Raw genomic sequence first — 19,209 nt, 5'->3', positions numbered from 1 at the left:
CGTTACGTTTTGGCGAAAAGTCCGCTTCTTTTTCCATTATGCCATAGGCAGGAAGGAACATCCATTCCCCTTTTTTGCGAGTCATCAAAAAGTCACTGCTTTATCAACTGCCTCTTTTGTGAATAAAAAGCGATATGATAAACTGCTGAAGTAGAGATGATCCGGCCTCCGATGGCCTTTTTTAGATTTTGGAAGGAGCAACAACGATGAGTCATCCATCCCTGCCGGCCGCATACCTTGAGGCGGTAACGGCCCTGCTCGGCCCGGCCGAGACCGAGGCGTTTCTGGCAAGCTATGATGCGCCTCGCACCTATGGACTAAGATTAAATACGCTAAAAATCACCCCGTCCTCCCCGGCGGCAAACCAGCTCGCGGAGCTGTTCGCCTTGCGTCCGGTGCCCTGGTGCGGGACGGGCTATTATTACGAGGAATCCACGCGGCCGGGGAAACACCCATACCATGCTGCCGGTCTCTATTATATTCAGGAGCCGTCAGCGATGTCCGCCGTGGAGCTGCTTGACCCGCAGCCCGGTCAGACGGTGCTGGATCTAGCGGCTGCGCCCGGCGGCAAAACGACCCAAATCGCTGCAAAAATGGCCGGGCAAGGCCTGCTGATCAGCAACGAAATTCACCCGCAGCGCGCGCGCATTCTAGCGGAAAACGTGGAGCGCCTGGGCATCCGGAACGCCGTCGTGACGCAGGCGGCACCGCCGGCGCTCTCCGCCCGCTTCCCGCTTGCCTTCGACCGCATCATGCTGGATGCCCCTTGCTCCGGCGAGGGGATGTTCCGCAAGGATCCCAACGCGATCAGCGAGTGGTCGCCGGAGGCCGTGGAGCTGTGCGCTGCCCGGCAATGGGACATCCTTCAGGACGCGGTCGCGATGCTGAAGCCCGGCGGCCGGCTCGCCTACTCGACCTGCACGTTTAACCGCCATGAGAACGAGGACACCATCGCCCGTCTGTTAGCGGAGTACCCGTTCCTGCGGCTGATTGCCGAGAAACGGATCTGGCCGCACCGCGAGCAAGGGGAAGGCCATTACGTCGCCCTGATCGAACGGGATAATGACGAGAGGGACAGCGCGATCACACTTGCCGGCGCCGGACGGGCGGGGGCAGACGGAGTTCGCAGCGGCGGACGTGAGCGCGACCGCAAGCGCGGCGCCCGCTCCGGTCCGTCCGAGCGAAGCGCCGCCGCGGCCTGGGACAGCTTCCGCGCTTGGGCGGCGGACGAGCTGCCTGCCTTCGCGCCTCCCGCTGGAGGCACCCCGCTCCTGTTCGGCGAGGCGCTTTATCTGCTGCCAGCCAGCGGCGGTTTGGCGCTGACGCCGGAACACCTGACCGGCCTGAAGGTTCCACGCGCCGGGCTGCACCTCGGCGACGTCCGCAAAGGCCGGTTTGAGCCCGCCCATGCGCTGGCCATGGCGCTGAGCGCGAACGAAGCCGACCCGCGTCTGTGGACGCTGGACGAGAATTCGCCTCTCGTCGCGGCCTACCTGCGCGGCGAGACGCTCGAAGTGCCCGCCTCCTTGCGCGGCTGGCACCTCGTGACCGTCGCCTGCGGCGACGGCCAATACCCGCTGGGCTGGGGCAAAGCCAGCGGCGGACAGCTGAAAAATCACCTGCCCAAAGGATTGCGGCATTAAAATTTCGGATTTGCCTATTTGCAGGTCACTCCTGCCGGATGTCCAAACGTATACCTCCTTGGCAACATACAATGCACTATCTCGTTTTTAAACGGGAAACCATCCTGACGTAAGAGAGGAATAACAATGAGTGGAATCTACGGAGGGGGCTTCACTTCAACGGCAGCCATTCTGGTCCTTTTCATCTTGCTCGTTATCGTTTCCCGTTCGCTTCTGGTTTAATGCTGCAATGAGCCTGTAAAGCGGTTGGAATCCGGCCTGGATTCCACCGCTATTTTTTTATCCCTTGACAAGAAACAGCTGAGGATGAAATAATACAGTCATCTAATTAAACGATTATCGAATTAGCGAGGGATGAGTATGCAGCTCGACCGGTTAGTTAATTTTCATAAAGCCGTTGGCGATGTGACCCGCATCCGGATTATCGCCTTGCTTCAGAACGGCCCGTTGCACGGTCAGGCGCTGGCTGGAAAGCTTGGCGTCACGCCGCCGACGATTACCCATCATATGACCAAGTTAAGGGAGGCGGATTTGGTGTACGAACGCCGCGATAAGAATACGATTTATTTTTATTTGAACGAAAAAAGCCTCACCCAACAAGCCCAAGCGATTCTGAAAGTCGGCAAGGCGAATCCCGCAGCCGAGGACAAGCACGATGAGGCGGCACGTAAAGCTGCCATCCAGGACAACTTCTTTAATCGAGACGGTACCTTAAAGCATCTGCCGGCCCAACGCAAGAAGAAGCTGATCGTGCTTGAGCGTCTCGTCAAGGGCCTGGAGCCGCACCGCAAATATACGGAGAAAGAAATCAACGAATATATTCGGCAATACCACGAGGATTATGCTACGATTCGCCGCGAGTTTATCATGAACCATTTTATGTACCGCGAAAATGATATTTACGAGCTGAACCCGCCGGAGCTCTGGGACAAGAGCCCATCCTGATCGCAGCAGCAGCGCATCGGGTTATATCTCGCCATGCAATAAGGCAGTGCCTTTTCGCCTTGTTGCCTTTTTTCGAACTAGTAATTAGATAACTATTTAATTAGATTGATATATAAAAGGAGTTGGCCTCATCCCATGAAATCTTTACGAATCCTGCGCCAGGAACCCTCCTATCGCCGTCTGTTTGCGGCTGGTCTGGTCAACGGCATCGGCGACCGATTCAGCCAGGTTGCTGTCCTCGGCTTGCTATTATCGTTGACCGGCTCGGGTCTGGCCGTCGGCATCACCTTTGCGGTTCGCCTGGTTCCCTACCTCGTCTTCGGACCGCTTGGCGGGTGGCTCGCCGACCGTTTCACCAAAAGAACGATCATGCTCTTCACCGACGCGATCCGGATCTTCTTTGCGTTAACACCGCTTCTTGTCCACGATGCCGGAGACGTCTGGATCATCTATGTCAGCTCGTTTGCCTTGTCTGCGGGCGAAGCCATCTACGCCCCGGCCCGCATGTCGCTGATTCCCCGGCTCGTCCGTCGGGAGAACTTACTAGCAGTAAACAGCTTGGAGCAGGCCATGGTGGGCTTTGTGCTCATCGGCGGCTCTGTCACGGGCGGCATCCTAGCCGCTGCGGTTGGCAGCCAGGTGTCTTTTGTGCTTAACGCCCTGTCCTTCCTCGTCTCCGGCCTGCTGCTTCTTCGTTTGAATCCTGCCGAGCAGCCCGCAGCACGGGCAGACGCGACAGCAACGGATACCGCTGAGCCAAGCCCGAAACCCGCGATTCACCCGTCCACCGCATTTCGCCGGCTGGTGAGCCAATCCTTCTTTTTGCGAATCATGCTGATTGTCTTTACCATTTGGCCGATCGGGGACGGGATCTTTAACGTGCTGATCAGCGTATACGCCTCTGAAGTGTTCCACATGGGAGACGTCGGCATTGGGCTGTTGTATGGGGCGCTGGGGGCCGGGATGCTGATCGGTTCCGGACTCGCTGGCAAGATGGCCCGTCATATGCGAACTGCTGCGGTTCTTACACTTGGGCTCGAAGGAATCTTTCAAGTGATCAGCAGCCAATCGCCTTCATTTCTCCTGCTGCTTGGGCTGCTGGCTTTCTCAGCGGTCATCACCAGCGTAGGCAACGCCTGCAACGAAACGGTTCTGATGCAGTTGATTCCAAGCGAATGGCAAGGCCGGTTCTTCGGCGGCCTGGCCACCCTGCAAAATACCGTAATGGGCGTCGCCATGCTCGCTTCCGGTTTTCTGCTGGAAGCCGTGACCCCTAGAACGTTGGGACTCGCCGGGGGAACGTTCCTCGCTTTGCTGGGCTTTGGCCTAGGCCTCGTCTGGCTGCTGCACCGCCCCAAATCCCGTCCCCTGCCGGACGCCGAGCAGCCGCGAATCTCCCTAGACTGACCATTTATGAGCACCCAAAAAAGCCGAACCCGTTTCCGGGCTCGGCTTGATCTATCTTCATGCAGTTAGACTTCTAAACAATATTTTTCCAACGCCCGCTTCACGCCTTCCTCGTTATTCGAGGCAGTTACGGCATTGGCGGCAGCTTTCACCTCGAGCGGAGAATTGTCCATCGCCACGCCCAGTCCGGCATAGGTGAGCATCGTTAAGTCGTTATAATAATTACCGATCGCCATGACGTTTTCCGCCGGGATTCCGCGTTTTTCCGCCAGCTTCCGCAGAGCCGCTCCTTTCGAGGCCTCTTTATGCATCAAGTCGATAAAAAAATCGCCGCTGCGCAGCATATTAAACTCCTGCGTCCACTGGCTCCAGTCGGCGTACACCCGATCCAGCTCCTCCATCCCGCCGGCCGCGGTGAACTTTACGATCGGTTTGCTGAAATCCGCCCAAGCCGGCATATCCTCCGGTTCCATAAAAAATTGGTGGTACACGTCCAGAGTCTCCTGGGTCAGCCCAGCCAAATTTTCCACATACAATGCAAAGGTGGTATTCACGTCAAAATGGACGTTGTGTTTGCGGCAATACTCCATATACGGTTCCAGCCCATGCGGATTCATCGCAAATTCGTGGACGACCTCCTCGGTCCGCACATCCACCGTGGCCGCGCCGTTATGGCAAATCACGTAACCGTCCAAGCCAATTTCGCGCATATACGGAATCGAGCTCCGAGGAGCCCGGCCGGTGCACAACACGAACTCCGTCCCTTGCTCCGCGATGGCGCGGATCGTCTCGATGGTTCCCGGCGTCAGAACATGGTCATCCGTCAGCAGCGTGCCGTCTACATCCAAAGCAATCAGTTTATATTTCATGTATGGTGGTGTCTCCTTTCTGTCTCAACCCTCCCCATCCCTCCCTTACCGTAAGGGAGGGGGCCCGAGGGCCTGCTGCCCTCTGGTCTCCCGCAATGGCGAGGAACGTGGGAGGCACAGAGGCGCTCCTGCACGCTCTCCCCTTTGGGGAATCGCTTAGGTTGGCTCGTGGAACGCTTTTCCCCCTTCGGGTACGTCTTACTTTTGGCGCTCCCGGGTACCCTGGTAAACCGTGCTGCTCAACTCTGCTTCTGTCGGCGCACCCGGGCAGACTTCGTGCGTTTAGCCGCTTGTCGCCCTGCGGGCACGCTCTGCTTGGGGCGCTCCTGCTAACTGGCGAACACTGCGACGTAGGGCTTTTTATCCTTCTACTCCGTGCAAACAAACCGCTGTCCCTTCGGGATTCGCTTACTGTGGTGCAAACCGCTGGTTTGTTGATGCTACTGTGTGCTTCTTTCCCTCATCCCTGCTAACCCGGCGCTCTCCCTACGGGATTCGCTTACTGTAGCGCAAACCGCTGGTTTGTTGGGGCTACTACGTGCTTCTTTGCCTCATTCCTGCAAACCCGGCGCTCTCCCTGCGGGATTCGCTTACTGTGGTGCTAAGTTTGAGTTACTTTGAGGGCTACTTTTTTGTCGCTCCGGGGCTTTTGTATGTTCGCAGCGACTGTAGCTCGGACTCGGTCAGCTCGCGGAAAGCACCAAGCGGCAGGCTCTCGTCGAGCACGAGCGGGCCCATCGATAGGCGCTTGAGGTAGGTGACCCGCGAGCCGATGGCCTCGAACATCCGCTTTACCTGATGGAACTTCCCTTCCGAGATGGTCAGCTGGACGCGCGAAATGCGGGTTCCGTCGGCATCTACGCTGTGCTCCAGCACCTTCAGCTCGGCGGGTAAGGTGACATAACCGTCGTCGAGCTCTACGCCTTCCCGGAACCGGGCGGCTTCCTCATCGCCGACATGGCCGAGAACAACGGCTTCGTACGTTTTAGGCACATGCTTGCGCGGAGATAACAGGTCGTGTGCCAACTGACCATCGTTGGTCAGCAGCAGCAGGCCCTCCGTATCCTTGTCCAACCGACCGACAGGGAATGGGGAGAACACTTGAAAATCCACCGGGAGCAAATCAATGACGGTTTTCTCCCTCATATCCTCCGTAGCTGAGATGACGCCGGGCGGCTTATGTAACATCAAATAGACGAATTCGCGGTAAAAAATCTGCTCCCCGTCCAGCTCCACAACATCGACATCAGGATTGCATTGAATGCCGCTGTCCTTGACAACCACACCGTTGATCGTGACCCGGCCTTGTTTGACGTATTTTTTAATCTCCGATCGGGTGCCATAACCAAGATGGCCTAAAATTTTGTCCAGCCGCTGCGTCTTCTTGCCCTTACTCATCTTATGTCCACCTCCACCCGGCGGGATATTCGTTCTTCAGCAAGCCATCCTGCCATTTGCCCCAGCCCAGCGAATAGCCGTCGACCGTGACCAGCACGTAGCCTTTGGGGCTGGCGCCTTCCCGGCAGCGAATCCGCTCCTTGTCCACCTGCAGCGTCTCTCCCTTCAGGTATCGGATCACCTCGCCGTCCGAAGAAGGGAGATCCAGCACCCGCACCGCTTCGGTTGGCGACAACGCCGTTGCCAAAGGTTGTCCAGGCGTCAAACGCCCGTTTTTCACAGTTCCCACATACCAGCCGGGGCGCACGACTTTTAAGCCGTCCAGCCGCTCTTTAGCCAGCGGGGACAGATAGACGTTGCCGCCAAATAGCAACGGTTCCCCCGGCAATTCCGCTCCATCGAGTTGTTCCTGGGCAAAAGTCCGCCAGCTCTCCAGCACCTCCCGATCATCCACAGCCTTCGAATCACGACCAGTACCGGGACGGGACCGATGGGGGTGACGGGGATTCCGTTTATCTCGAGCGCCCCCTCCCCATTTCGAGGAGACGTTACGATCTTCTTCGGCTTCCTTCTGGAACTTCTCCGCCCCATGCCGCTCCAGCACAGCGAGAAAATGTCCCTCGCCCTCCACTTTGTGCGGCCAGAGCCTGCCGCAGCCGGCGGTTTGTGCGGCGATTTCCGGCGGATACATCTTGCCCTCACCCCACTCAGCGAGCCAAGTGAGCCACTCCGGCCGCCCGGGGGCGATGCCGTCATCTAAGCGCAAAGGCACAACCCGAAATTCCGGGTGCTCCAGCAGGAACTCGGCGATCGTCGCTTCATTCTCTTCCGGCGCAAACGTGCAGGTGGAATACACGATTCTCCCGCCCGGCGCCAGCATCGACGCAGCCGATTTCAAAATCTCCTGCTGCATGCCGGCATATTTCCGAACCCATTCCGGTTCCCAATGCCGCGCCATATCCTCGTCCTTCCGGAACATGCCCTCGCCGGAGCAAGGCGCATCGATCAGAATTTTATCGAAAAAAGAAGGAAACGCCCGCGCGATCCGCTCCGGCGACTCACCCAGCACGACGGCGTTTCGGACGCCGTACAGCTCGATGTTTTTGGCCAACGCCTTCGTCCGCTCCGCGTTGATGTCGTTGGTGACCAGCATACCGCGTCCGCGCAGCTTCGCCGCGATTTGCGTTGACTTCCCGCCGGGGGCCGCGCAAAGGTCGAGCACCCGCTCCCCGGGAGTGACGTCCAGCAGCTCCACCGGCGCCATCGCACTCGGCTCCTGAATATAATATAGCCCGGCATGATAATACGGATGTTTGCCCGGCTTTGCCTGCTCCTCGACGTAGTACCCTGTCTGGCACCAAGGGATCGGCCGCAAATCAAACGGCACCACCGCCTTAAATGCCTCCGGATCGATCTTCAGCGTATTGACCCGGATTCCTGCAAACCTGGGACTGTCATAGGAAGCGTAAAAGTGCGCAAACTCTTCCTCGCCCAACAGCTCGCGCATCCGTTCTATAAATTCCTTTGGTAGTTGTACCGCCATGCCTGTCCCATCCAATCTTTATCTCAATCCTATTGCAGCCTTGCGCAAACGGCAAATAGCAAACAGCATACGGCATACCGCAAAACGCCCGTCTCCCCAACACCGGGGGACGGGCCGCTCTCAGCCTTGTTCACGCGCTTTCCTTTGCTCCAGCTTCTGCTGTCGTTCCTCATGCTTCTCCCCGCGCTGCGGCGTGCGCCGCTGCGGAATGTTCGGGGCGATGTTTTTCGAGGCCTCCGCCACCAGGCGAACCAACTCCGGGTCCAGCACATGGATCGTGAGGTCGTAATAAGTAAAGGCTTGGGGATCCCCCTCCGTCAGCTGCCGGACGTACACTTCCGTGTCCCGGCGCAGCTTCCCCAGCTCAATACCAAGCGTGTGTTCCGGATAGGGTGCTAGCCGCTCTAAAGCGGAACAAAGCATCTTCCGCCCGCCGGACAAATTGCCGCGCCGCGCATGGAACAAGCCGACAGCGACCTGCAGCAGCCCCTTGTACAGCGGATCATGCCCCTGCTCCAGCCACAATTCCTCGAGCACCTCATGGCACTCGAAGTAATCGCGGTCACGGTTGAAGTAAACGAGATACGCCACAAACAGCGGCTCATAGCTCATCCCCGGGCTCCTCCACTTTTTTGTGCAGCTTGATCAGATCCTTCAGTTCGACCTGCAGCTGCTTCAGCCCATCAAAATCCTTCGCCTCCCACAGCCGGTTAAACCGATCCTGTGCTTCGATGGCTTCTGAGACCAGATGGTAAAAATATAATTGATGAATCGACGCAAGCACGGAGGAAACCACGTTGGATTCATCCTCGAAGCTCTTCTGCGCCTGCAAAATCTCCTGGCGGATGCTGGACATTTCGTTATCCAGTACGAATGCAGCTTCGGCAGCCTTTTTGAGCCGGCCCCGCATTTCTTCAGGCAGACTTTCCCGATACTTGTAGTTCAAAGAATGCTCAATCGTCGCCCAAAAATTCATCGCCAGCGTACGAATCTGAATTTCAGCCAGCACTTGCTTTTGACCCAGCGCGGTTTGCACCGGGTATTCCACGATCATATGGAAGCTGCGATAGCCGCTTTCTTTGTAGTTCGTGATGTAGTCTTTTTCGTAAAGAACCTTAAGATCCTTACGCATGCGAATATATTCCGCAACCCGGCGGATATCCTCAACGAACTGACACATAATGCGAATGCCCGCGATATCCTCGATCCCGGTCTCCAGATTCTCCATCGACACATTTAACCGTTTCGCCTTGTCCAAAATGCTGGAGATTTTCTTGACCCGTCCGGTCACGAATTCGATCGGTGCATACTCTTCGCGTTTCTTCAGCTCGGAGCGCATCGTCTTGAATTTAACCTTCAGTTCTTCTACGGCTTGTTCATATGGAAGCAAAAATGTTCCCCAATCCCTACTGTCCATCCTTATGCCTCCTGTCTTCTGTCCCCCGGCTTAAATCTATGCCGGCCCGCTTATCGGTGATCCGCCCCAACCGCCTCGGAGATATGGCGATAGCCGTCCCGGCGCAGCAATTCCCGCAGGCCGCGATGCAGCTTGCGATTGATTTCCGGGCCTTCGTAGATCAACGCAGTGTAGATTTCAACCAAGCTGGCCCCAGCCCGGATTTTGGCGTAGGCATCTTCCGCCGTGAAAATCCCGCCCGATCCGATGATCGGCAAGCGGCCTTCCGTTTGCCGATAGACGCGCGAGATGATCTCCGTTGACCGCGCGTTCAGCGGCTTCCCACTTAGGCCTCCGGCTTCCCGGGCGTTCTTGTGTGTGATCCCGTCCCGCGACAACGTCGTATTCGTGGCGATTAAGCCAGAAACGCCGCTGTTGCGGATGGTGTCGACGATATATTCCAGCTCATCAAAGCTCACGTCCGGCGCGATTTTAACCAGCACTGCCTTCGATTTGCCATGCCGCTTTGCTTCGGCCGCCATCCGGTCCTTTACAGCAGTCAGCAGCGAAGCCAACTCATTACCATGCTGCAATTTACGTAAGTCCGGCGTATTTGGTGAACTGATGTTCACAACGAAAAAATCGGCGTATTCATATAAGTCCGAAATGCATTTCTCGTAATCACGGTAGGCTTCTTCGTTGGGCGTGATTTTATTTTTGCCGATGTTGACGGCGATCGGAATCGGGCGGTGCTTCAGCGCCTTCAGACGCTGTGCCATCGCCTCTGTTCCGCGGTTATTAAAGCCCATCCGGTTAATCAACGCTTCGTCGGAAGGCAAACGGAACAACCTTGGACGGTCATTGCCGGGCTGTCCCAGCGGCGTCACCGTACCCACTTCCATAAATCCGAATCCGATCGCGGAGAAACCTGGCACCGCGTCGGCATTTTTATCAAGACCGGCAGCTAACCCCACCGGGGAAGGAAAATGAATTCCAAATAAGTCCGTCGCCAGTTCCGGCGCTTCCGGCACGCCGTACATTCCGCGTAAGAGCGGCAACACTCCAGGGACGGCAGCGGCAGTATGTAATCCGTTGATAACGAGATGATGGGCATTCTCCGGATCCATCCGGAAAAACACCGGTTTTCCCAATGCGCGATACAACACGTTGTACAATTCACTCCGATCTTACGCTTTGCATTTTTGCTATTATCAGTTTAGCTGTTTCTGTTAGAAAAGAAAAGTTTAACCTAAACCGCACGTGAAAGAAACAACAAGGTGATGGAATTTTGCCGTGAAAGCCGTTACAATAAGGGAGAAAGCATCTCTAATATCGCTTTAAACTAGGCTAGAGAGGGGAAATGTTCATGTCTGCCAAGCGCAAACCGCCTACACTCCAGAAGAAAAAGGACGAAGTCAACAAGAAAGCGCTCATCTGGTCCATTTCCATCGTTGCCGCGCTGGTCATCGTGACTACCGTCCTATTGATCGTAACCTAAGCTAGTTCAGCCAATGGTAAGTGCGGTGGGGATTAGTCTGATCCTGTCTATCGCCCAGGGCGAAACGCTCCGCCGGGACGTTCTTCAGCTTCGGCAAAATCCCCTTCCCAATCCTCACCCTCGTCCCCTTCGGAACCAGATCAAACAGCTCTTCCACATCCTTCTTGCCCATCCGGATGCAGCCTAGCGACTCATCCTTTCCAATACTGTCCGGCTCATTCGTTCCGTGAATCGCGTAGTTTGTATCCGACAGCTGCATGCCGCGGCTGCCAAATTCCCCGCTATCCCTTCCGTTCGGGTTGATCACTTTTTCGGAGATGACAAACGTGCCCTCCGGCGTTCGCGAGCCGCCCAATCCAACCGGATAACTCCGAATCAAGACGTTCCCGCTGACCACCGCCAATGTGTGCGTTTTCGTATCGACGATAATTTCATAAGGTTCGGCAAAAAAAGGCCGCTGCCCCGGAGCCATCCCCTCCGCGAGCACTTCTTGCGCATTCGCATTTCCCGTTGCGCCTGTACCCTCGCGTTTTAATTGCGCAAGCAGCGGTTTAAACGCCCGCACCATGGTCGGATCGGTCCCGGCAATCCAGTTGTCGGGATACGGCCCGGCCAGGTCTTGCAGGCTAGCAGGCCATACACCGTTAGCCTGCTTGTAGTGGATCATCGCCGAGGCAAGCACGCCCAGCGATTCCTGCTGCGGGATCCACTGCCGCGCGCGCTCCTGCAGCGCGGCCGAATCCGGCGGCGCGCATTCGCACGCGCGCGCATCATAGGCTTGGAGCGCCGTCCGACCATCGGCCGGACTCTGCTCCAAGCCAAACGCGACGGGCAGGTCGTCCGACCAGACCAGCCAGTCGCCAGCCTGCTCCATGCCCAGCGCTGCGGCATGGAGCAGGGGGACGGCGGTTTGCCGCTGCAGCGCGAGCAAACCGCCCAAGGCCTCCGCCTGCGTCCCGGCAGGGTCGCCGCCGAAGCCGATGGCGGTGAACGCCGGCTCCGAGAAGGCCGGCGTCCCCGCAGGCGCACCTTCGCCCGCCTCATCCCCGGCGGGCTTCTGCGCTTCCGCCGATGCCTCCCCGAGGTCGGCATCGTCACCGGCACCTGCATCGGCGGCGTTCACGGGCACCGCCGCCTGCCGATCCCCCGGCGCATGGGCGGAAGGAATCCACACCAGCAGCGCAATCAACAGCGCAAGACTGAGCTTGCGCAGGAAGCGGCTTCGTTTCTCCTTCCGGTGTGACTCCTGCAACAGCCCTTCCTTATAGCCGGCCAGCACTTCCTCCGGTAGCGGAATTTTGCTGGATTCAAACGCCTCGTACACGTTGCCCGCCTGAATATAACAATAGTGGGCTTTCCCCGCTTGCCCGTTCGCTTCATATTCTTTGCCCAGCAGGTACCAGGCCATTTTATTGTTCGGGTGGTTTTCCACGTATTTTTTAAGGTAAGCCGAGTTCCCCATCAGTTCCTCCAGATTAGAGAGTAGTTGAGAAATCCCCTTTCATTACTTATATCGGCAAAAAAATCCGCGTTCCTAACCCAATTCTCGCCAATCCCGCAATTTTGCGACTTAGTACCTACCAGCAGGTCGGTATCAAGGTAAAAACGCCGCCGTTCCTCAGTCGTATCACTGCACAGCTCTTTGCATGATTATCCCTTTCGTTCAGAACTCATCAGGACCCAACGGGATAATCCCTCAAAGAGCCGCACAAAGCGACCTGAGCCAGCGGGATAATCGTGCAAAGGGGGGCAGCAGAGGTAGTAGACCCCAGCCCCCGATCGCGATCACCGCATCATCTAATAAAAAAGAGCACCCCCGCCAAAATCGGCGCAGGGTGCTCCTTATCCCAGTTATTCCAAAGGTTTAGCCTTCTTTATTAAATGGCTCATCTGCAACTTTGATGGAATCCGTTGGGCAGCCGTCGCAAGCGTCTTGGAGATCGTCGTACAAATCTTCCGGAATCTCCGTGATCCCGCGGTTGCCGTCATTACCGTAAATCACTTCGGCCAAACCCTCATCGTCATAATCGTAGATATCCGGTGCTGTTGCGCCGCAAGCGCCGCAAGCGATGCATGTGTCCTTCTCAACCCAAGTATATTTCGCCATCTCTTATCTGCCTCCTGAATAAACGGTACGAGTCCGGTGCTTTTTATATCACCATGACCAATATAATATAAATAGTTTACAATTTCAATGCGTTTTCCGTATTATTCCAATTCCAATACGTGATCATTCCTACTCCGAACGTGGACCGTCCGAATCGTCCCGGTTCTGGCGAAGAAAGTCGGTTTGCAGCGAAGTCCCGCGAATGCGATGATTGCGGATCAATGCCGATGGATCATCGGTCAGCATTCCTGCCGTCAGCACGGCGTCTTCCCCGAACTTGTCTCTTAGCATGTCCATTGTGCGCGTTAATGACTCTTTTTTGGGCTGCCGCTCATAATCAAACAGATCGAGCTGCAGCGCGGATTCCTCCTTTGGAACCAAATTTTGTAAAGTGATCCCTAGGAGACGAACCGACTTGTCTTCGCTCCAATGGCGGCGGTACAACTCACAGGCTTCCCGGTAAATCACCTCCGCCTGCTCGGTTACCGTATCCAGACTGTGCGAGCGGGTGATCGTCTTCATGTCCGGGGTGCGGATCGTAATTTGGATCGTCTGTGCCATCAGATTTTGCCGCCGCAGTCGGCGCGCGACTTGATCCGCGATGTTCAACAGCACGCGTTGCACGTCCTCCATCCGGCTAATATCGCGCGGCAGTGTGGTGGTGTGGCCAATCGATTTATTTCGCTCGCGCTCATCGCTCACCGGCGAATCATCCCTGCCGTTCGCCGCCTGTTTCATCCAAGAACCGGCCACCCCAAATCGCTCGATCAGCTTGCGCTCGTCCGCAGCCGCCAGCTGCCCGATCGTATAGATCCGCATCGACTTCAGCTTCTCGGCCGTCTTTCGGCCGATGCCAAACAAGTCGCTGCACGGTTTGTCCCAAAGGAGCTTCGGCACGTCCCGGATGCGCAATACGGTGATGCCGTTTGGTTTTTTCATATCTGAAGCCATCTTGGCTAACAGCTTGTTGGGAGCAATCCCAATCGAACAGGGAAGGCCCAGTTCGTGACGGATCCGCTGTTGGATTTGACTCGCAATTTCGAGCGGGGTTCCAAATTGCTTGGAGCCGGTGATATCGAGATAACATTCGTCGATGGAAACCGCTTGAAGGAGCGGCGTGTATTCGTACGCAATGTCCATAAACGCCCGGGAATATTTGCGGTATAGATGGAAATCCGGCTGGATGACGATCAGCTCGGGACATTTCTTCAGCCCTTGGCTGACGGTCATTCCGGTCGACACTCCCATTTTACGCGCGGTATACGAGCAGGTGACGATCACTCCTTTGCGCAGCTCCACGCTTCCCGCTACCGCCGTAGGACGGTTCCGATATTTCTCCGGTTCTTCCGCCTCATGGACCGAACAATAAAAGGCGTTCATATCGACATGCAAAATGACTCTTCCCCGCGCAGGGTAAAAATCAGCGGTATCTCTCATTTCCTACCCCTCGTTTATCATACGTTACTCCTAAGTTCAGCATACCTGTCCCCGGAAAGACGGTCAATATCGCCTGATATCTTAAAAAAGCGTGTTCCATTTAACATGTTGATGTTATAATTATTAATTAAAAACTAAACATTCGGGGAGAGCTAACCACCCTCATCCACGGCTAAAGGGGGATACTTCGATCATGTCAAAGCCAATATCCATCTTCGACACAACCTTACGCGACGGTACCCAAGGCGAGGGCATCAGCCTGTCGGCGGACGATAAGCTGAAGATCGCCAAAAAGCTGGATTACCTTGGGGTCCATTATATTGAAGGTGGAATTCCGGGCAGTAACGGGAAGGACATTGAATTTTTTAAGCGGGTCATGGAGCTGAAGCTGCAGGCCAAGATTACCGCTTTTGGCAGCACACGCCGAAAAGACAGCCTAGCCGAACATGATGCTGGTCTCAATAAGATGATCGAAGCCGGTGTTCCAGCGGCGACGCTGGTCGGAAAATCGTGGGATTTCCATGTGCATACCGCGCTGCAAACCACGCTAGAGGAAAACCTCGCCATGATCTCCGATTCGATCGCTTATCTGAAGCGGCAGGGGCTGGAGGTCATTTTTGACGCGGAACATTTTTTTGACGGGTATAAAAACAATCCGGAATACGCCCTCTCCGTCTTACGCAAAGCGGAGGAGGCTGGTGCCGACTGGCTGGTCATGTGTGACACGAACGGCGGAACGATGCCGCATGAGGTGTATGATATCGTCAGCGCATTGTGCGAAGTGATTCCCGGCTCGAAGCTGGGCATCCATACCCACAACGACTGTGAGCTGGCCGTCGCCAACTCGCTTAGCGCCGTCCGGGCCGGCGTAACCCAAATCCAAGGGACGATGAACGGGTACGGGGAGCGTTGCGGCAATGCCAACCTTTGCTCGATTATTCCAAATCTGCAGCTGAAGCTGGGCTACGAAGTGCTCGAGCCCGACCGGTTAAAGCAGCTGACCAATACCGCCCGTTACATCAGCGAGATCGCTAACGTGCACATGCCGGTCAACCAGCCGTATGTCGGGAACGCCGCGTTCGCCCACAAAGGAGGCATTCACGTCTCCGCCATCCTCCGCGATTCGCGGACATATGAGCACATCGCTCCCGAATTGGTCGGTAACCGCCAGCGCGTGCTTGTCTCCGAGTTGGCCGGGCAAAGTAACATCCTGTCCAAGGCGCAGGAGATGGGAATCGAATTCAATCCGGAGAACGAGAACACCAAACAAGTGATCGCCAAGATTAAGGAACTGGAGCATCAAGGGTATCAATTCGAAGGTGCGGACGCCTCGCTCGAATTGCTGCTGCGTCAGGCCAATGGCGATATGAAGGAACTGTTCGTCTTTGAATCGTTTAAGATGCTCGTTGAGAAAACCGCTGACCGTCCTGTCGTTTCCGAAGCCTTCGTCAAGCTGAAGATTGACGGAGTCAGTGTCTACACCGCTGCCGAAGGCAACGGCCCGGTTAACGCTCTCGACAATGCGCTTCGCAAAGCCTTGATCACTTATTACCCGGGCTTGAAGGATATGCATCTGTCGGACTACAAGGTGCGCGTTCTTGACGACAAAGATGCCACCGCTTCGAAGGTACGTGTACTGATCGAATCCCAGGATTATCACAACTCCTGGAATACCGTTGGCGTGTCCAGCAACGTCATTGAAGCGAGCTGGGAAGCGCTCGTTGACTCGATCCGTTACGCGCTGCTGGGGCAGACAAAACGGGAGGACTATGAAGAGATTCCTTCCGCCGGATGGGGACTCGTCAACCATTAAGCATCACCTCTTAAGCGAAAAGCCCAAATCTCCGTTACTGACGGCGATTCGGGCTTTTTACTTGTTAAATCAGGCTTTTAATCTTGGCTTCCAACTCTTCCGGCGAAATGACACCAACGATGACGTCGCGAATCACGCCTTGCTCGTCGATCAGCACGTTGGTTGGAAAGGCAATCCCGTTATATTTCCGGTAAAGCTCCTCCTTTTCGTCCAAGAGGACCGGGAAGGTGTAGCCATATTTTTTGACGAAGGCCTTAGCCTCATCCAGATTATCGTACAATGTAACGTTCACGGCATAAATGTCCAGCGAATCCTTGTATTTCTCAGATAACGCCTTCAGCTCGGGCGCTTCCTCCTTACACGGATCACACCAGGAAGCCCAGAAGTTCAGAAGCAGCACTTTATCCCGCTTGCCCCCAACCTCATATGTCTTGCCATCCAATCCTGTCAACGCGAAAGTTGGCGCAGCCGTTCCCGGCTTTGGAGCCCCTTCTGCTGCCATAGCGCTAAGCGAAGGTTCGTTATTGTCCTCCTTGGAGCCGCTGAGGAAGCTGCCAAACCAGCCCTCCTGCCCCCCGCGGTCCAGCAAGGCGATAACCAGCAACACCAGCAACCCGGCGAGTATCCATCGATTACGTTTCATCTTTTGCCCGTCCTTTTATGACCTCATCTGGTTTTGAAGATTTAGGTTTACCGTAATTATTGTACCCTTTTTTAACGATTTGTTACAATGGATCGAGAAAAAGGTGAACTCTATCATTTCATCGACGGGAGCATGCAAAATGAATCAATCCTGGATATTGCCGCCGGATATTCGTGACGAAATGCTGCAGGATGGGCAACATCGTTACCCGGAGGAAGCCTGCGGGCTGTTGCTCGGAACATTTGACGGCCGCATCGGCAGAATCGAACGTTATTTCCCCGTGGCGAACCATTCGCAGACTCCGTTGCACGCTTTTGAACTCGACCCGGTCTCCTGGGTCCGAAGCTGCTTTGATCCGCAGTTGATCGGCGTCTATCATACCCACCCCAACTCACCGCCGCGGCCTTCGCCAGAGGATCTGCGCCAGCTTCCGAATTTTGCCGATCGCCTTCGCTTGTACCTGATCGGTGGTCGGATGCACTCGTTCAACGACAAGCCAAACGCAAATCCGTCAAACGATAAGCCGCCCGGCGAACCGGACGGCTTCACGCTTCAAGCATATGGTATAAGTGCTCATACAGGAGGTTATAGTCTGCTGCCCGTCAAGCTTCGGGAAGACTAAGACGGCAAAGGCTTACGTTCTGCTTAAAAAAGTGTACAGATCACCCAAAGTAATCACGTTTTGTTCTTTCAACCGTGCGATTAACGCGGTCCACAGCTGAGCCGTCATCTTGGAGTCCTCCAGCGCGTGATGGCGCTGGGCCACTGGAATCCCATACACTTCCAGCCATTCGTCCAGGCTGCCGGAGATCCGCCGATCCGGTTCCAGCTTACGGGCGATCATCATCGTGTCCAGCACCCGATGCCCGAGATGAGCTTTGCTTGTTTTCCATAACGCCACGTCCAGAAAAGCTTTGTCATGCGCACTGCCGTGGGCAACAAGCACCCGGTCATCCACAAATGCCATAAATTCGCGCAACGCCTCCAGCAAGGATGGAGCCGACTGGGCCATCTCCTGCGTAATTCCGGTTAGATCTATAATCCGCTCAGGAATTTGGCAAGCGGGTTTGGCAAGCGAGTAATACACCTCATCGGTGATCCGCTCCCCTTCCACTTTCACGGCTCCAAAGGACAAGATTTCATCACCATAATGGTAATGAAATCCTGTTGTCTCCAAATCGAAGACGGCCGTTTTTAATTCAGCCAGCGGAACGTGAAGCGTCTCCGGACGGCGCTGTCCTTTGGTTAATGAACGAACGAAAGCGATCTGCTGTGCGCTGGGAGCACCAAGCATCGAGGCGATCCTTGGCGACACTCCGCCGCCCTTAAAAGCATCCCAAAAACCACCATTTCCCTTCATCGGTTCTTTCATAACCATTTCCTTTCCGCATACCGGTGCTGCCTTTGGAGTGTGCGGTACATGACCTTGACCGTACTGAGCGATTCCCGCAGCTCGCGCCGGAGCTCTTTCTGTTTTAGCATGTCTTGGGGCAAGTAGTGAGAACCCGTGAGCAAGCCGTCTTCGATAACCGGCGATACAAGCGATCTCAACTTGACCGCCGTGTTAAACGCGCGACTGCACGATTCCAGCCACCGCGTCGGAACAGCCTCAAGCTGAAGCAGTTGAGCGATCCGTTCCCAGGTGTTCGAGGCTTCGATCCCGTATTGCAAAGCCAAATAACGCACGGCGTTCACGATCGGGATGTACAGCCCGTATTTCACGTCAAATTCCCCGGCATGTTCACCGCTTTGCTCTGTGATCACTTGCCCCAACACATTTAGTGCCGCTTTGTGACGGACGGTATTACGCAGAATTGCCGCCACCACATCGCGTTCTCCGCCTTGATCCGCCTCCATAATCCGCTTCATGGTCTTGCGCAAGCCAGCGGTTAGCTCCGCATTCCCGCAGATATGGCGCAAATCGGCGGCAATCATCAAGTAGCGAACCTGTTCCCAAGCCAGAATGTCCCGCCATTCCAGCAGTTGCTTCTCCCACGAAGCGAGGTTGCCGCGCCATAACGGATTGGACACCATGACCCTGCCCGGGCATGGGGGATAACCAACCTGCTCGAGAATCTCTGACAGCTTCTGACCAAAGATCTCAAAGTAGACTTCCAGCTGATCCGCATCACCATCCCCGTAGATCAAACCGTTATCCTGGTCGCTCCATAACGTGGGTTCCGCCCGACCGGCGCTTCCAAACGCAATAAAGGCATAATGCGAAGGAGGAGGGCCGAAGCCCTCCTGGATCATTTCTTCTTCACAGCATCGGCAAGCTTGGGTCATGACGGCATCATGCAGGTCCGAGACCTCACGGTTCCAATCCTGAATCGGCATCGATGTCAGCTTGCTATACAAGCGATTCTGCTCATCGATTCTGGCCGCTCTTAGCAAACCGGGAGTTGCGGCGGACCGGATCTCGCTTAAATTTGCGTTGTTCATGGCCGTCTCATGACTCATAAGCCCAACTTCCTTTCTCTTCCGGACGCCTCACGTCAGGATATCAATCT

General features: G+C 55.6%; 19 protein-coding genes. 7 read left to right on the top strand and 12 right to left on the bottom strand.

Annotation, left to right across the window (positions count from 1 at the left end):
* The first annotated feature begins 206 nt into the window (after positions 1-206).
* The 4 genes from NSQ80_RS07610 to NSQ80_RS07595 all read left to right on the top strand — a co-directional run bounded on the left by NSQ80_RS07610 (position 207) and on the right by NSQ80_RS07595 (position 3,995).
* Positions 207-1,643: an RsmB/NOP family class I SAM-dependent RNA methyltransferase gene (locus tag NSQ80_RS07610; protein WP_323076270.1), complete on the top strand. Its 1,437-nt coding sequence runs from the start codon at positions 207-209 to the stop codon at positions 1,641-1,643.
* Positions 1,644-1,769: 126 nt separating this feature from the next.
* Positions 1,770-1,865 (top strand): YjcZ family sporulation protein, encoded by a 96-nt coding sequence (locus tag NSQ80_RS07605; protein WP_260070065.1) that lies wholly within the window; start codon positions 1,770-1,772, stop codon positions 1,863-1,865.
* A gap of 138 nt (positions 1,866-2,003) precedes the next feature.
* On the top strand, positions 2,004-2,588 hold the full coding sequence (locus NSQ80_RS07600) for a metalloregulator ArsR/SmtB family transcription factor (protein WP_323076268.1): 585 nt from the start codon (positions 2,004-2,006) through the stop codon (positions 2,586-2,588).
* A gap of 135 nt (positions 2,589-2,723) precedes the next feature.
* Positions 2,724-3,995, top strand: a complete 1,272-nt coding sequence (locus NSQ80_RS07595; RefSeq protein ID WP_339301977.1) for an MFS transporter — start codon at positions 2,724-2,726, stop codon at positions 3,993-3,995.
* A gap of 65 nt (positions 3,996-4,060) precedes the next feature.
* Here NSQ80_RS07595 and NSQ80_RS07590 read toward each other — a convergent pair whose 3' ends face one another.
* The 6 genes from NSQ80_RS07590 to NSQ80_RS07565 form a co-directional block, all read right to left on the bottom strand.
* On the bottom strand, positions 4,061-4,864 hold the full coding sequence (locus NSQ80_RS07590) for a Cof-type HAD-IIB family hydrolase (RefSeq protein ID WP_323076266.1): 804 nt from the start codon (positions 4,862-4,864) through the stop codon (positions 4,061-4,063).
* A gap of 624 nt (positions 4,865-5,488) precedes the next feature.
* A complete protein-coding gene (locus tag NSQ80_RS07585) occupies positions 5,489-6,262 on the bottom strand; it encodes a pseudouridine synthase (RefSeq protein WP_339301976.1) in 774 nt (257 codons plus the stop codon).
* A gap of 1 nt (position 6,263) precedes the next feature.
* Positions 6,264-7,805 carry an RsmB/NOP family class I SAM-dependent RNA methyltransferase gene (locus tag NSQ80_RS07580; protein WP_339301975.1) on the bottom strand — a complete coding sequence of 514 codons (1,542 nt, stop codon included), beginning with the start codon at positions 7,803-7,805 and terminating at the stop codon, positions 6,264-6,266.
* 120 nt (positions 7,806-7,925) lie between these two features.
* Positions 7,926-8,417 carry a DUF309 domain-containing protein gene (locus tag NSQ80_RS07575; protein ID WP_339301974.1) on the bottom strand — a complete coding sequence of 164 codons (492 nt, stop codon included), beginning with the start codon at positions 8,415-8,417 and terminating at the stop codon, positions 7,926-7,928.
* On the bottom strand, positions 8,407-9,222 hold the full coding sequence (locus NSQ80_RS07570; RefSeq protein WP_260070059.1) for a GTP pyrophosphokinase family protein: 816 nt from the start codon (positions 9,220-9,222) through the stop codon (positions 8,407-8,409). Before NSQ80_RS07570 ends, NSQ80_RS07575 begins: the two co-directional genes overlap by 11 nt.
* 50 nt (positions 9,223-9,272) lie before the next feature.
* Entirely contained in the window at positions 9,273-10,367 is a 1,095-nt protein-coding gene (locus tag NSQ80_RS07565; protein ID WP_323076262.1) for a quinone-dependent dihydroorotate dehydrogenase, read from the bottom strand.
* Positions 10,368-10,567: 200 nt separating this feature from the next.
* On the opposite strand from NSQ80_RS07565, the gene NSQ80_RS07560 reads away from it, so the two are divergent.
* Positions 10,568-10,699 carry a hypothetical protein gene (locus tag NSQ80_RS07560; RefSeq protein ID WP_260070057.1) on the top strand — a complete coding sequence of 44 codons (132 nt, stop codon included), beginning with the start codon at positions 10,568-10,570 and terminating at the stop codon, positions 10,697-10,699.
* 1 nt (position 10,700) lies between these two features.
* Here NSQ80_RS07560 and NSQ80_RS07555 read toward each other — a convergent pair whose 3' ends face one another.
* From NSQ80_RS07555 to NSQ80_RS07545, 3 genes are all read right to left on the bottom strand, one after another.
* Positions 10,701-12,161 carry a L,D-transpeptidase family protein gene (locus NSQ80_RS07555; protein WP_339301973.1) on the bottom strand — a complete coding sequence of 487 codons (1,461 nt, stop codon included), beginning with the start codon at positions 12,159-12,161 and terminating at the stop codon, positions 10,701-10,703.
* 402 nt (positions 12,162-12,563) lie between these two features.
* Complete coding sequence (locus NSQ80_RS07550; protein ID WP_009222802.1) at positions 12,564-12,806, bottom strand: ferredoxin; 243 nt, start codon at positions 12,804-12,806, stop codon at positions 12,564-12,566.
* 129 nt (positions 12,807-12,935) lie between these two features.
* Complete coding sequence (locus NSQ80_RS07545) at positions 12,936-14,243, bottom strand: DNA polymerase IV (RefSeq protein WP_260070055.1); 1,308 nt, start codon at positions 14,241-14,243, stop codon at positions 12,936-12,938.
* Between the two features lie 193 nt (positions 14,244-14,436).
* On the opposite strand from NSQ80_RS07545, the gene cimA reads away from it, so the two are divergent.
* Positions 14,437-16,056: a citramalate synthase gene (cimA, locus tag NSQ80_RS07540; RefSeq protein WP_260070054.1), complete on the top strand. Its 1,620-nt coding sequence runs from the start codon at positions 14,437-14,439 to the stop codon at positions 16,054-16,056.
* 64 nt (positions 16,057-16,120) lie between these two features.
* On the opposite strand, the gene NSQ80_RS07535 is transcribed toward cimA, so the two are convergent.
* Positions 16,121-16,699, bottom strand: coding sequence for a TlpA disulfide reductase family protein (locus tag NSQ80_RS07535; RefSeq protein ID WP_260070053.1), 579 nt, complete (start codon positions 16,697-16,699; stop codon positions 16,121-16,123).
* 139 nt (positions 16,700-16,838) lie between these two features.
* On the opposite strand from NSQ80_RS07535, the gene NSQ80_RS07530 reads away from it, so the two are divergent.
* Complete coding sequence (locus NSQ80_RS07530) at positions 16,839-17,321, top strand: M67 family metallopeptidase (protein ID WP_339301972.1); 483 nt, start codon at positions 16,839-16,841, stop codon at positions 17,319-17,321.
* A 12-nt stretch (positions 17,322-17,333) separates the two neighbouring features.
* On the opposite strand, the gene NSQ80_RS07525 is transcribed toward NSQ80_RS07530, so the two are convergent.
* Both NSQ80_RS07525 and NSQ80_RS07520 read right to left on the bottom strand, forming a co-directional pair.
* Complete coding sequence (locus NSQ80_RS07525) at positions 17,334-18,071, bottom strand: exonuclease domain-containing protein (protein ID WP_260070051.1); 738 nt, start codon at positions 18,069-18,071, stop codon at positions 17,334-17,336.
* Positions 18,068-19,159: a DUF294 nucleotidyltransferase-like domain-containing protein gene (locus tag NSQ80_RS07520; RefSeq protein ID WP_339301971.1), complete on the bottom strand. Its 1,092-nt coding sequence runs from the start codon at positions 19,157-19,159 to the stop codon at positions 18,068-18,070. The genes NSQ80_RS07525 and NSQ80_RS07520 overlap by 4 nt, the downstream gene beginning before the upstream one ends.
* Positions 19,160-19,209: the final 50 nt, after the last annotated feature.

Source organism: Paenibacillus sp. FSL K6-2441 (assembly GCF_037964765.1).
Classification (GTDB): domain Bacteria; phylum Bacillota; class Bacilli; order Paenibacillales; family Paenibacillaceae; genus Fontibacillus; species Fontibacillus phoenicis.
The sequence above is the reverse complement of the archived record's forward strand: the minus strand, read 5'-3'. Positions and strand labels throughout refer to the sequence as shown.